The organism is Echinicola soli (assembly GCF_006575665.1).
Classification (GTDB): domain Bacteria; phylum Bacteroidota; class Bacteroidia; order Cytophagales; family Cyclobacteriaceae; genus Echinicola; species Echinicola soli.
On the sequence record NZ_CP041253.1, the window covers coordinates 1,959,176 to 1,973,909 of the forward strand.

A 14,734-nucleotide genomic window follows, 5' to 3' on the forward strand; every position below is an offset into this window, starting at 1 on the left:
TTATTATTGGCTGGGTTTATGTTAGATTATATTTTGGGTAATCGAAGATTTTTTCGATGGTTATTTTGCGTTTATTTGGAATAAAAGCAAATATAATGACCTTTTTATAAAATCGACCGTTGTTTTTATTTTTCTTCGGTTTTGCTTGATTCTGGTGATATTTACTAATAGCAATGTCGGATTATAAGTCCATTTTAATAACCCAAAATTTCCAAACTTATGAACACAAAATTACTCTTTGCCACCTTGGTGGTAGGAAGTGGCATGTTGCTCTCAAATGCCAATGCTACTGGAAATCCACCCTCTATTTCATATGGGACAGCGCGAATACAGCAAGATGCAGAAACTGTCCGCGGCACTATCCGGGATGCAGATAGTGGTGAGTTGATGCCTGGCGTAAACGTACGCCTAAAAAACACAAGTAAAGGTACTGTTACGGATATTGACGGTAAGTTTGAAATCGAAGTAGAAGGCCCACAAAGCGTCTTGGTTTTTTCATTTATTGGTTACGTTTCCCAAGAAGTAACTGTTGGCAATCAAGGTGTCATGGAAATATCACTTCATTCTGACCTGGAGAGCTTGGAAGAAGTGGTGGTTGTCGGTTATGGTACGCAGGTAAAGCGAAATGTCACAGGGTCAGTGAGCTCCGTGGAGGTGGATCAACTAGAAACCCAACCTAACACCAATATCGGCCAAGCTCTACGAGGAAGAGTGGCCGGAGTGCAGTTTACCGACAATGGCCGTCCAGGCCAAGGGGGGAACGTGCTTGTCCGGGGTCAACGTTCCATTACTGCTAGTAATGACCCATTGATAATTTTGGATGGGGCTTTTTTTAACGGTGAGCTGTCTGATATCAATCCGTCTGACGTCGCTTCTATGGAAGTATTGAAGGATGCAAGTGCTTCTGCGATTTATGGATCGAGGGCCGCCAACGGGGTGATCTTGATTACTTCCAAAAAGGGAACATCCGAAAAACCACTCATCAGAATCAATTCCTATGCAGGTGTGTCTGATTGGAGTTATAAAATGCCCCTCTATTCTCCTGACGAATACCTTCAGCGACGACTTGACTTCAGATCCCAAAACCAGCCTAATGATCCGATAGTGACTGTACGTGAGTTGCTAAGTGCAGAAGAAAGGGAAATGTATGATGCTGGAAGAACCGTAGATCCATGGGATGAGATTTCGCAGAATGCCTCGCAGAAATCCATTAACCTCAGCGTTTCTGGTCAGAGCGACAAAACCAATTATTTCATTTCGGGAAGTTATGTGGATGAGGAAGGACTGATTTATGGTGACCGAGCCAGTAGAATTTCCATGCGTTTAAACCTAACCAACGAAATCACTAGTTGGCTGAAAATTGGAGCAAATACCCAGTACGTACAGCGTGATCTTTCAGGTGTGGAAGCATCAGTTTTGAACGGCTATTGGCTAACCCCTTATGCCAAAATGTATTATGACGATGCCAAAACAGACCCGGTACCTTATCCTACAGGGGATAATCTGGTAAATAATCCTATGTTCAATGCGCTACTAATGGACAACGAGCAGATTTCCAATAATCTCATGGCCAATTTATTTGCGATCATTGATGTTCCATTCCTGGAAGGGCTAAGTTATCGGTTCAATTACAACCCAAACATTCGCTGGGACCACGATTATTCCTTTCAGCCGATTTATCAGAGAAATGGGATCAATAATCCCGGTACCGGTAGAAAGTACAATCAAAACCGGAAGAATTGGCAGTACGAAAATATCGTAACCTACACCAAGGAAATTAATGATCATGGTTTTGACGTCACATTGCTCTATGGTCGTAACCATGCTTTCAGAGAAGGGACCTTTGCAGAAGGTAGGGGATTTGTCAATGATGCGAATGGATGGCATAACCTTGAAATAGCGGAGACCCAGCAGATCGAAACAGAAGGGGCTCAGCAGGACGGGGTATCTTCTATGGCGCGATTGAATTATCGGTTCAAAAACCGCTATATGATTACACTTACCGCTAGAAGGGATGGTGCATCGGTATTTGGTGAAGATAAAAAATTCGGGACTTTTCCCTCTGTGGCTTTGGGCTGGGTGATGAGCGATGAAGCCTTTATGCTAAATCAGAAGACCATCGATATGCTGAAATTCCGGCTAAGTTATGGTGAAGTGGGTAACCAGGCTGTTTCGGCATACCGAGCATTGGATAGATCTAATTCCTTCCAATATGTTTTTGGCTCAGATACGTATACTGCCCTTTTCCCAAACCCGGAATATATGCCAAACCCAAGTTTGGGGTGGGAGACGACCGCTTCCTTTAATGCAGCGGTGGATTTTGAACTTTGGAAGGGGAGATTATCTGGTACGGCAGAATTTTATGATATGACCACCACGGATCTCCTGCTGGCGAGAAGTCTTCCAGCAATGACCGGATTCTGGTCCACCACTGCCAACTTGGGACAAACCAGCAACACTGGATTTGAATTGACCTTAAATGGCGGTATTATCCAGAAGAAGGACTTTTCTTGGAACAGTACCTTGACGTTTTCCACTAATAAAAACCGAATCGACCATCTGTACTATGCAGATTCTGACGGGGATGGACAGGAAGATGATGACCTTGGCAACAGGTGGTTTATCGGTCAACCCATTGGGGTGACCTATGATTATGCTTTTGATGGCATCTATCAAGAAGGAGATGAGATGCCAGATGGCTACCAAGCAGGATGGATAAGGGTAAAAGACCTGAACAATGATGACCAAATTACGCCCGAAGATAGAACCGTCCTAGGACAAACAGCTCCTAAATATCGCTTGGGCCTGAACAATCAATTCAATTATAAAAACTGGTCACTTTCTGTTTTTATCAATGCGATGACAGGTTGGGAAGCGCAGTTTAACCTGCTGGATGTAAGTACCCAAACCGGGAATAGCTATCCCGGCAGATCAGTGAATTTCCTCAATGCTGGTTACTGGACTCCCGAAAACCAGTCTAATGATCGACCGGGACTTACCTACACCAACCCGCTGGGAAGAGGATATTACCTCAGCAGGGATTTTGTAAGGATTCAGGATGCTACACTTGCCTATAGCTTCCCTGAGGTAATGTTGGAAAAATGGAGAATGTCAGGATTAAAAGTATATGTAAGTGGGAGAAACCTCGCCACCTTTACTGATTGGCTCGGCCCTGATCCTGAAAGTGGAAACAATACCATTACCAACCTGTATCCAACCCCACGAACTATAATAGCGGGACTAAATATCAGCTTTTAACATTGAGCCAATAGTCATGAAAAAAACAGCTAATAAATACATCAAAAAAGCAGCGCAACTATTGCTAGGAGCAAGTTTAGTGGGCGCGGTAATATCTTGCGAAAATGATTTCTTGGAAGAGAAACCACTGGACTTCTTGAATTCCGACGTGGTCCTGACCAATCCAGAGGGCTTTGAAAGTGCCATCACAGGACTTTATGAATCCGTAAGGCACCTTTACTTCCGAGAGGATGGTTCTAAGATGCAGGCAATGTACTATGGAACCGACGTCGCCACCACAGGAGACCGGTCATTGGCGGATTTTAAAGATTATGGGACTTGGCTTACCCCCACGCTTTATGCGGTGGACCATTACTGGAACTGGGGATACAGGAACTTGATGCCAAGGGCCAATACTATAATCCAATATGCAACGGAAACGGATTTTTGGGATAGCGAAGAGCAGCGAAATGCTGTCATAGCAGAAGCGAGGTTTTTCAGGGCTTACGCCTATAATTTCTTGGCAAATTTGTACGGTGATGTGCCCATTGTGGACCAGCTATATCGTGCTCCCAAAGCCGATTTTCAGCGCAGTCCAAGGAATGAAGTGTATGACTTTGCTAGACAGGACCTTGAATTTGCCGCACAGTGGCTTCCTAATGAGGCCAGTGTGGATGGTCGGGTGGCGAAGGCGGCAGCTTACCATTTGCTCGCTGAAGTGTACATCAGCCTTGGTGATTACAATGCGGCTATTGATGCGGCGACCAATGTTATCGATGACGGTAATTATGAGCTTATGAGAGAACGGTTTGGGAGCCGGGTGGATCAGCCGGGAGATGTCATTTCAGACCTCCATGCCCAAGATAACCAAAACCGATCCACTGGTAATACCGAAACGATCTGGAATCTCCAGTTTGAACCTCGATCCACCCCAGGAGGTACCGTCGAAAACAGTAAGTGGAAAGGAGTCACTTGGCTAAGGGCGTGGGGACCAAAATGGTGGGAGATCACCGATCCCAATGGGGAGCCAGGAATGGAGCTATCCGTAGACAGTCTTGGGCGTGGCGTAGCTTGGGTGAGACCGACCAATTACTATTCCTATGAAATATGGGAAAACGAAAGTGATGTGAGAAATTCTTCTTATAACATTCGCAGGACCTACTACTATAATAACCCGGAGTCTGAGTACTTTGGTCAGGAAGTGCAGTTAGATCCCAATAGATTGGATTCAATGGTTCAGTTTTACCCTATGCTCACCAAGATAGAGGGCACGGCTGAATACCTGGAAGGAGCTAATTATGGACGATCGTTTAAGGATGTCTATTTAATGCGACTGGCTGAAACCTACCTATTACGGGCGGAAGCCCATTTTCTAAATGGAAATGCAGATCTTGCCGCAGAAGACATCAACGAGGTACGTCTGAGGGCAAATGCCAATTCCATTACGGGAGCCGATGTTGATCTTGATTTTATATTGGATGAAAGGGCCCGGGAGCTTATCATTGAAGAAAATAGAAGGTTGACGCTTAATAGAATGGGGGAACTAGTAGAACGCACCAAAAGGTATAATCCTCAAAGTGGCCCCACCATTCAGGATTACCATGAGTTGTTTCCAATTCCACAGACTACCATTGATGCAAATATCGATGCGGACATGCCGCAGAATCCTGGGTATTTATAAGTGAAATTTATTACCAAAAAGCTTCTTGCAGCATCAGCTGTAAGAAGCCTTTTTATAAAATCGACCGTTGTTTTTATTTTTCTGGTGATCATCTTTTAAAACGGATATTGTAAGAGCAATGCAGCTGAAAGCTTTGTTCAATATTGACCTAATAGTAAAAGGTTTGGTGATAACAAATTGGGACAGGCAAAAGGCATTGAATCTATAACCCAAAATATTCCTATTTATGAACCCAAAATTACTCATAATGCTGGCAGGTGTCTGGTTAGGCATGCATGCTCCAGCAATTGGCACTGTTGCGGACACAGGGCCGATCCCCCATTCTTCATTTGTGTTTCCCGTGGACAAGACCATTCGCGGTGTGGTAAAAGATGCTGAAGATGGGCAGACCATCCCCGGTGTAAACGTGATGCTAAAAGGTACCCAAAACGGTACAGTCACTGATATGGATGGAGCCTTTCAGCTGACTGTTCCTGACGATGCCAGCACGTTGATGGTGTCGTTTGTTGGTTATTTGTCGAAAGAAGTTTCCATTGGCAATCAAGGCAATCTTGAAATTTTATTGGAGCAAGATGTTCAAAACCTGGATGAAGTCGTGGTGGTGGGCTATGGCACGGCCAGAAAGCGTGACCTTACTGGAGCCGTCAGTCGTGTAGGAGAAGAAGGATTCAACAAAGGGGTAAACGTGTCTCCAGACCAGCTGATCCAGGGGAAAGTCGCTGGAGTGGACATCATCAATAACAGTGGTGCTCCCGGAGGCCAAGTGACTTTTAGGATTCGTGGCACTTCCTCCGTGCGTTCAGGTAATCAGCCGCTTTTTGTGGTAGATGGTGTGCCCTTGGACGGCCGAAATACCAAACCCGGGGCGACAGCAGGTGAGCTGGGCAGTACGGAAGGTTCCAATCCGCTCAATTTTATCAATCCCAATGACATCGAATCGATCGATGTGCTGAAGGATGCTTCAGCCACGGCCATTTATGGCTCTAGGGGAGCAAATGGTGTGGTGATCATCACCACCAAAAAAGGAAAGTCCGGCGCTCCTAAGGTGACAGTGGACATGAGCACAGCGGTGAGTACCATGGTGCGCCGACCGGACATCATGGATGGCGATACATATCGTCAGGCATTGCAGCATAGGGGGATAGAAGGCAATAACGGAGGAGATGCCGTGGATGCTTTTGATGAGATCACCCAAACTGCCCTGACCAACAGACTTAACCTCAGTGTAAGCGGTGGTGGAGAAAAAAACAATTACCGTCTTTCGCTGGGATATCATGACCAAGAAGGTGTGGTAAAAGAATCAGGCTTAAAGAAATATACAGCGAGCTATACGACCAGTTACCGCTTCTTACCAGAGGACAGAGTGAAGCTGGACGTCAGCTTGATCGCGTCAAACACAGTGGAGCAGGGCGCTCCTATTGCTGAAAATTCGAATGTCAATGGCAGTTTGATTGGCAATGCGATCGAATGGAATCCCACGGTGCCTTTCCGGTATGCAGACGGGTCATTTGTTCAGCGAATATATAACCAGGAGGGGTATGAAGTTGCCGGATTGTCCACTAACCCAGCAGCACTTTTGGCTTATTATAACGACAAAAGCAATGTGACCAACATTTTGGGAAATGTGGCCCTTACGGTCAATATCATTGATGGCCTGGACTACCGATTTAGCATCGGCGTCAATCATGCCAAGGGCAACCGTACCGTGGACACTTCTGGTGAATTGTTTTTGAGCACCATTACGGATTTGGGCTTGGCCATTTCCAATAGCTCCACTTTGACCAGCCAGACGCTAAATCATACCCTTAACTATAAAAAGGACCTGGGAAAAGTGCATTTGAATGCCCTGCTGGGGTATGAGTTTCAGGATTATAAAAGTTATGTCAACAATATCTCGGCACGTGGCTTCACATCATTTGACGTTTTCGGAACGGATATTTTACAAAACCCTTCGCGTGAAAATGTAGGCGTAAGTTCCTTTCGTGACCCTACCAACCAGCTCCAATCATTCTTTGGTCGTGTCAACCTGAATTTCTCTGATCGATTTTTGTTGACGGGAACCATGCGGGCAGATGGTTCCACGAAGTTTGGTGAGAACAATAAGTACGGTTATTTTCCTTCGTTTGCTGGTGCCTGGGTGCTGAGCGAAGAGGGATTCTTGAAGTCCAGTAACCTCGTGGATAACCTTAAATTCAGAGTGGGGTGGGGCATTACCGGTAATCAGGAGTTCCCAGCGGGAGCTTCCCAAGAACGGTATGCTTTCGGAAATCAGCAAATTTCCCTGGTCAATGTGGCCAATCCAGACTTGAAATGGGAAACTACCGAAACAGTAAACATTGGCCTTGATTTTTCACTCTTCCGATCTAGGCTGATGGGGTCTTTGGAGTATTTTGACAAGGCGACCACTGACTTGTTGTTCCAGTTGCCGACCATTCAGCCGGCGCCGGCCGCCCAGTTTTGGACCAATGTGCCGGCTACTGTGAGAAACAGGGGAATGGAGCTGATGCTGAGCACTATTGTCGCGGATTCGGAAAAATTACTTTGGGAGGTGGGTATGAATGCCACCTATCTCTCCAATGAACTGACCAATTATGACGGAGCTCCCGTGTGGACTGGTCAAATCAATGGAAACGGACTCGGAGGGGGATCCAATTCCCAGCAGCTCGTTAATGACCATCCACTGAACGTATTTAAGATGCTCAGGTTTGAAGGTTTTGATGAAGATGGGGAGGCCCTCTATTCCGCCCAAGAAGAGTTTGTGGGCGATCCAAATCCCAACTTCCTGTTGGGTGTAAACACACGGCTGGACTATGGAAAGTTTGGTTTTAACATGAGCTTAAACGGAGCGTTTGGCCACCAGATTTATAACAACACCGCCAATGCATATTTGACGGCAGCCAATTTTGGCTTGGGAAGGAATTCATCGCCGGAAATTGGCCTGGGCAATGAAAGTCTTGCCAATGCCAATGTGGTTTCCACACGCTTCCTGGAAGAGGGAAATTTCCTAAGACTGCAAAACGCTTCTGTCAGCTATAACCTAGGGGGAATAGGGCAAGTAGTAAGTAATCTTCGCTTCTCACTCACTGGTCAAAACCTGTTTTTGATCACAAATTATAGCGGTTTTGACCCTGAAGTCAATACCAACCGGTCGGTGGACGGTGTTCCGTCGTATGGGATCGAATACGCACCTTATCCGAGAGCAAGGACGTTTCTGCTGGGGGTAAGTGCTTCCTTTTGAATAATTAAGGCATTAGATATGAGACAGAGAGACGTAAGAATGATCCTGCCCTAATAACCAATAACCCAAAAACCATGAAAAAACAATCCATAATATATACGCTGGCGTTGACCGCTTTATTTTCCTGCACGGATCTCGATGAGGAATTGCGTTCAGAGCTACCAAAAGACAAGGCAGAGGCCTTTCTAAAAGAAAATGTAGACTATAGCTCCTTGATGGAAACGGTTTATCGAGACTTTGATAGCCGATATATCCAGCATGCAGGCTGTGTATGGCTCTTCCAGGAGATCAGCGGGGATGCGGCCATTGTTCCTTCCCGTCCTTCCGGTTGGGACAACGGCGGAGTGTACCGCCAGCTGCATACGCATACCTGGGTACCGACCAATCCTTATATCCAATCCCTTTGGAGAGGCTTGAACAAAGGGATCTTCGATGCCACCAATGTGCTTTCCTTTGATCCATCGGCTGAGCTGGCTGCAGAGGCGAGGTTCCTCCGGGCATTTTTCATGTACTCGGTTTTGGACTTGTTTGATCAAGTGCCTTTCCGAGAACCAGGAGACGATCTGCTGGAACCTTCTACTGTACTTCGGGGCAAGGCGGCTGCAGATTTTATCATCGAGGAAGTAGAAGAGGTTCTTCCTGACCTAGTCGCTGATGGACCAGCCTACAGGGCTTCGCAGAATGCTGCCCATGGGCTTTTGGCAAAGCTATACCTGAACAAGGGCGTATATGAAAACCGTGAAGCACCTCAGTTTGCCACTTCGGATATGGATAAGGTGATCATGCATGTCGATGCCATTCAAGGTAAAAGCCTGGGTTTTTACTGGGACAGTTTTGTACCGGAAAATAACAGTACTTCTTCGGAATTAGTCTTTACGATCGAGGGATTGGGAGGAGTTAGGTCGCATTCGCTTTGGGTATGGTGGCACGCCATTTTTCCTACCGAGATGACACTTCCCAACGGTGGAGGCTGGAATGGCTTCTGCTCCACACCGGAAGTCTATGAGCTATTTGAGGAAAATGATGTCAGAAGATATTACGAGCACCCGTTGACGGAAGCCCACGGCTATAATGCAGGCTTTCTGACAGGACAGCAGACAGATGCTGAAGGAAACCCGTTGCCGGATGTGGTCTTTACCAAGGAGGTACCCAAGATTGTGGGAGCCACGCTTTGGAACGGCTATCGGCCAGTAAAATATATTCCCGATTATGAATATCCTGGAGCAGCAAACAATGATGTCGTATTGCTTCGCTATGCGGACCTTTTGCTGATGAAAGCCGAAGCTTTATGGCGCAATGGAGATAATGCCACTGCACTGGGAATCATTAACCAAGTAAGGGAAAGAAATAATATTGGCCCACTGGAGGAGGTGAATGCCCAAGTGCTATTGGACGAGAGGGGAAGAGAGCTGTTTTGGGAAGGTCATCGTAGACAGGATATGGTTCGTTTTGGAACATTCTTGGGTGAATGGACACTCAAGGAGGCCTCTGATCCGAAATACTTGATCTTTCCGATTCCACCTGCCGATGTGCTTTCCAATCCAAATTTGGATCAGAATCCTGGGTTCTGATTTTCTCGAATAGATGCGAAGAGCGCAAAGTGGTGACTTCGCTGATCCTGATAGGTTGATGATTGTGGTATGGGGTACGGATAACTTGACCCTTGTGTTATGTCACATCTACGTTGGCGCATTCCTGCCCCCCTATCTCCTAAAGGGGCAATCCTGTGCGCTGACATTCCCTTTAGGGGACCGAGGGGTGAGCGAAGAGGAGGAACAGCCTGCCCCACATGGATACCGGGGAGGACGTGGCAGGCTCATGTTTTGAAAACGAGATTGCCTCACTACGTTCGCAATGACGTTATAAGAAAATATTACCCAAAAATTTATAGTTGACTTAACCATAGTTAGCTCCAAAAGTACGACTACTTTCCATCCCGAAAGTGCAGGATAGTATTGAAAGTAGACAGCTGTAATATTAAATGATACAATCTAAGCTGGAAGGAGCTTTAAAAATTAATTGATAAAATGCATAAACGGAAATTAACCTTTTTATTCCTGTTGGCCTTTTTGACAGGGTTTATGGTGGACACAATGGCCATTGATATTTGGGTGTCAAAAAATGGGGATGATGCCCATGACGGAACAAAGGCAAGCCCATTGGCGACGGTACATATGGCTTTGCGAAAGGCCAGGGAACTGCGCCGGCTGGATGACCCTTCCATTGATGGAGGCATCCGCATCTTGGTAGGCGATGGTATTTACAGGTTCATGGATCCACTGCTGATACGACCAGAAGATGCCGGGACAGCAGATAGTCCTACTGTCATCATGCCGGCATCAGGAGCCCAGCCTATTTTCTCAGGAGGAACCAAGGTACTGAACTGGCAGAAAGCCGCCGACTTTCCAGAAGGACTTCCGGCAGCTGCCAAAGGCCAACTTTGGGTGGCAGATGTACCCGTAGTAGGCGGTCAGGAGGTGGAATTCCGCCAGCTTTGGATCAATGGCCAAAAAGCTAAACGGGCAACCAACCTATATGAAGGTGAACTGGAGAGGATCTTGTCCGTGGATAGTGCCCGGCAGGAAATGTGGATTCCCACGCCGGAATGGGACTTTAAAAACCTGGATCAATTGGAATTTGTGATCCACCAGTGGTGGGCCATTGCCAACCTGCGGGTAAAATCGGTGGAGGTGCAAGGAGAGAAGACCAAGTTGACCTTTCACCAACCGGAGAGTCAGATTGAGTTCCAGCATCCCTGGCCGGCTCCATTTATCGATGCAAAAAATGAATACAATGGTAACTCAGCCTTTTACTGGCAGGGAGCAGCTGAATTGCTTAGCCAGCCGGGCGAGTGGTATCATGACAAGAAATCAGAAAAGGTATATTACTGGCCAAAAGAGGACGAGAATATGGGTGAAGCAGAAGCCATAGTCCCTTTTCTGGAAACTATTGTCCGGATCATGGGGAATGCAGACCATCCAGTTCGTCATATTGGTTTTGAAGGGATTGCTTTCGAGCATGCTACTTGGCTGAGGCCTTCCCATCGTGGCCATGTGCCTTTGCAGGCAGGCTGGTATATTTTGGAGGCTTACAAACTAAAGAAACCAGGAACACCGGATAAGGCCAGCCTTGAAAACCAAGCGTGGACAGGCCGACAGCCAGCAGGGGTCGAAGTAAACTATGCCACTAATATTCATTTCGAAAGGTGCCGCTTTGAGCATATGGCAGCTACCGGTCTTGATTTGGTAGAAGGAGTGAGCGATAGTAAAGTCATCGGCAATGTGTTCAGGGATATTGGGGGAACAGGCATTCAGGCAGGTTTCTTTGGAGGACCTGACTTTGAATCGCACTTGCCTTATGATCCTGAAGATCCGAGGGAACTGGTGCACCACCTGGACATCAACAATAACTACATCACCAATGTGACCAATGAAGATTGGGGATGTGTCGGTATTAGTGTCGGATCCGCTCATGATGTCAATATTGAACACAACGAGGTAAGTGATATCAATTACTCAGGTATCTGTGTAGGCTGGTTCTGGACCAAGACCATTACGGCAGCCAAAAACAACCGCATCCACGCCAATCGCATTCACAACTTCGCAAAGCAGATGTATGACGTGGGAGGGGTGTATACCCTTTCTGCCCAGCCGAATACCGAAATCAGTGAAAATGCCATCTACGACCTTCAGGACGCTCCCTATGCCCACATGCCACACCATCATCAATACATTTATTTTGATGAAGGCTCTTCCTATATCCGTGCGACCAACAACTGGACGGAGCGGGACAAATTCTTTTCCAACAGCCCCGGACCGGGAAATTTATGGGAAAATAATGGGCCTGATGTAGATATAGCCATAAAAGAAAAGGCAGGCTTGGAGGAGGAATATAAAAGTATCAAGTAGCTAGTATCAAGTAGTGAGATATGACTATTGAGACATGAGCATAACGTCCCCGAAAGTATCGGGGCGAACGCAGAGCAACGGAGTGAAGCAATCTTCTTCTCTTGAGATGAGACTGCCGATGTAAACTTCGGAGTATAGCCCCAGCGGGGCTTAAGCTTCGTAACCACGGGTGGAGACCGTGGAAAAGAGGTTCCTTCCGATTATTAAAATATAGCTCCTCCCCGCCGCGGCGGGGAGGTTAGGTGGGGTAAATTGGAGCAAAAAGCCATTTGGTAATTATGATAAACAACTAATGAAACAAACAAACTACCAACTTTTTGATTTTTTGGATTTCGATCCTGAGCGGTTGGACGTTACTACTGATCGGTTGTGGCGTGCAGGAAGACCATTGGCAATCGAACAATGTGGCAAGGGGATCATTGTACATTTACCTTTTTACTGCCAAAAACCAACGGTGGATATCCAGCTTGATCCGGAGGTGGAGCCTCAGTCTTTTGAGCTGCATATCCGGGCTTATGGAGAGCGGATTTTACGGGTGACAGCAGAAATGGGACAAAAGATGCATGAAGAATCTCCAATGCTGGAAATGGCCAGTGATGTGAAAGAAATCCCTTTGTCCGTCGAGAAAACAGCCGAAGAATGGATTATCAGGGACGACAGGCAAGTGGTACGGGCGACCATAGATTTGTCAGCACCGACAATCGATTGGTGGAGCGACCTGCTTCCTGTTCCCGAGCCGACGTTTCAGGCTACCTTTTTTCCGGACGGAAAGAAAGCAGTGAAGATCAGTAGCCATGACCAGTTTTTCCCGGGAAGAGTGGATGCCATGGGACTGGCCATGATTTCCGTCGAGGAAAAACCGGCAAAGGCCACACTTTCATTTACAGCGCAGCCAGATGAGAAGTTTGCGGGTACCGGTGAGCGTTTTACCAAAATGGACCTGTCCGGTCGGACTTTTCAGCTGAAAAACCAAGACGGTCAAGGCGTCAATAACAGAAGGACTTATAAAAACGTCCCTTTTTACCTTTCGAGTGAAATGTACGGGATGTTTCTCCATACCTCGGCACATGGCAAGATATCCTTGGCCGACCATAGTACACGATCGGTACAGGTGCTAGTGGAAGAACCGCTGGCTGATGTATTTTTGCTGGGTGGGGAAAATCCAAATGAAATACTTCAACATTATCGACGGTTGACAGGTTTTCCTGCCATGCCGCCGTTGTGGAGTTTTGGGGTTTGGATGAGCCGGATGACCTACTTTTCTGCCAATGAGGTAGTGGAAATATGCAATCGCCTGCGTGCCGAAAAATTTCCCTGTGATGTGATCCATCTGGATACTGGTTGGTTTGAGACAGACTGGTTGTGCGAATGGAAATTCAATGCCGAGCGTTTTCCGGATCCGAAAGGATTTGTGCAAAAGCTGAAGCAGCAGGGGTACCGTGTGAGCCTTTGGCAAATGCCGTATATCGCCGCCAATGCCATCCAGCACGATGAGGCAAAAGCCAATAACTATATCGGCCCATTAAAAGAAAGTAAAGTCCAGGGAGGGTCCAATTTCAGTGCTTTGGACTATGCGGGTACAATAGATTTTACCTATCCGCCGGCAGTGAATTGGTACAAAGGCCTGCTTAGGGAGCTTCTCGAAATGGGCGTGACCTGTATCAAAACGGATTTTGGAGAAGAAATTCATTTGGATGCCGAGTATAAAAATATGCCAGCTGAGCTATTGAACAACCTATACGCTTTACTGTATCAAAAGGCGGCCTTTGAAGTGACCGAAGAGGTGGCTGGTGACGGTGTGGTGTGGGCGCGTGCCGGATGGGCAGGATGTCAGCGATATCCTATTCACTGGGGCGGTGATGCAGCTGCCAGCTGGGACGGCATGGCCGGATCGCTAAAAGGAGGATTACACCTTGGTTTATCGGGGTTTGGCTTTTGGAGCCATGATGTGCCGGGCTTTCACGGGGTGCCCAATTTTATGAATTCGGTAATCCCCGATGATTTGTATGTACGGTGGACACAGTTTGGTGTATTTACCTCCCATATTCGCTATCACGGCACTTCCAAAAGAGAGCCCTATCATTATCCCTCTATTGCGGATACAGTCCGGAAGTGGTGGGAGTTGCGATATCTGCTGCTCCCGTATATCCTGGAGCAAAGCCGCCAGTCTATCCAATCAGGAATGCCTGTTTTGAGGGCCATGCTGCTCCATTTTCCTGAAGATCCCATGTGCTGGCATTTGGATGATCAGTATTTCTTTGGATCAGACTTCCTGGTAGCCCCAGTGATGAACAGTGAAAATGCCCGGAGTGTCTATCTTCCTGAGGGAAATTGGGTGGACTTTTTCTCCGGAAAGGCCCAAAAAGGCCCACAATGGATAAAATTGGATAATATCCCTATGGAGGAGATGCCTGTATGGGTGAGGCAAGGTGCTTCTATCCCTGTTTATCCTGAAGAAGTTGCCTGTACGGATGAAATGGATATGGACAAAGCAAAAAGTTTGGTGATCGACAGAAAATTTAAAGGAATTTGGAACAATTGAAGAATGAAACGCAGACAGATGACGCGGATAAAGTGAATTCACTCCGAAAACCAGGTTTTGAATTGTGTGAAATTATGACTTTCCACGGTACCGCCGCAGGGAAGTATCCATCGCTACCGCCATTGCGA

Annotated in this window: 7 protein-coding genes; all 7 read left to right on the plus strand. The window is 46.8% G+C overall.

What is annotated here, in order from left to right:
• Positions 1 to 219: 219 nt before the first annotated feature.
• Positions 220 to 3,258, plus strand: a complete 3,039-nt coding sequence (locus tag FKX85_RS07975) for a SusC/RagA family TonB-linked outer membrane protein (protein WP_141614230.1) — start codon at positions 220 to 222, stop codon at positions 3,256 to 3,258.
• Between the two features lie 16 nt (positions 3,259 to 3,274).
• Positions 3,275 to 4,918 carry a RagB/SusD family nutrient uptake outer membrane protein gene (locus FKX85_RS07980; protein WP_141614231.1) on the plus strand — a complete coding sequence of 548 codons (1,644 nt, stop codon included), beginning with the start codon at positions 3,275 to 3,277 and terminating at the stop codon, positions 4,916 to 4,918.
• A 226-nt stretch (positions 4,919 to 5,144) separates the two neighbouring features.
• A complete protein-coding gene (locus FKX85_RS07985; RefSeq protein ID WP_141614232.1) occupies positions 5,145 to 8,156 on the plus strand; it encodes a SusC/RagA family TonB-linked outer membrane protein in 3,012 nt (1,003 codons plus the stop codon).
• Positions 8,157 to 8,230: 74 nt separating this feature from the next.
• The gene (locus FKX85_RS07990) at positions 8,231 to 9,727 is read left to right on the plus strand and encodes a RagB/SusD family nutrient uptake outer membrane protein (RefSeq protein ID WP_141614233.1); all 1,497 of its coding nucleotides are present in this window, start codon (positions 8,231 to 8,233) and stop codon (positions 9,725 to 9,727) included.
• Between the two features lie 13 nt (positions 9,728 to 9,740).
• Positions 9,741 to 9,983, plus strand: a complete 243-nt coding sequence (locus tag FKX85_RS07995) for a hypothetical protein (RefSeq protein WP_141614234.1) — start codon at positions 9,741 to 9,743, stop codon at positions 9,981 to 9,983.
• A gap of 200 nt (positions 9,984 to 10,183) precedes the next feature.
• On the plus strand, positions 10,184 to 12,064 hold the full coding sequence (locus FKX85_RS08000) for a right-handed parallel beta-helix repeat-containing protein (RefSeq protein WP_141614235.1): 1,881 nt from the start codon (positions 10,184 to 10,186) through the stop codon (positions 12,062 to 12,064).
• A 292-nt stretch (positions 12,065 to 12,356) separates the two neighbouring features.
• On the plus strand, positions 12,357 to 14,606 hold the full coding sequence (locus FKX85_RS08005) for a glycoside hydrolase family 31 protein (RefSeq protein WP_141614236.1): 2,250 nt from the start codon (positions 12,357 to 12,359) through the stop codon (positions 14,604 to 14,606).
• Positions 14,607 to 14,734 lie beyond the last annotated feature (128 nt).

Coding starts and splice junctions, on each gene's coding strand:
- FKX85_RS08000 (WP_141614235.1), top strand. CDS start 10,184: ATGCATAAACGGAAATTAACCTTTTTATTCCTGTTGGCCTTTTTGACA.
- FKX85_RS07995 (WP_141614234.1), top strand. CDS start 9,741: ATGCGAAGAGCGCAAAGTGGTGACTTCGCTGATCCTGATAGGTTGATG.
- FKX85_RS07985 (WP_141614232.1), top strand. CDS start 5,145: ATGAACCCAAAATTACTCATAATGCTGGCAGGTGTCTGGTTAGGCATG.
- FKX85_RS07980 (WP_141614231.1), top strand. CDS start 3,275: ATGAAAAAAACAGCTAATAAATACATCAAAAAAGCAGCGCAACTATTG.
- FKX85_RS07975 (WP_141614230.1), top strand. CDS start 220: ATGAACACAAAATTACTCTTTGCCACCTTGGTGGTAGGAAGTGGCATG.
- FKX85_RS08005 (WP_141614236.1), top strand. CDS start 12,357: ATGAAACAAACAAACTACCAACTTTTTGATTTTTTGGATTTCGATCCT.
- FKX85_RS07990 (WP_141614233.1), top strand. CDS start 8,231: ATGAAAAAACAATCCATAATATATACGCTGGCGTTGACCGCTTTATTT.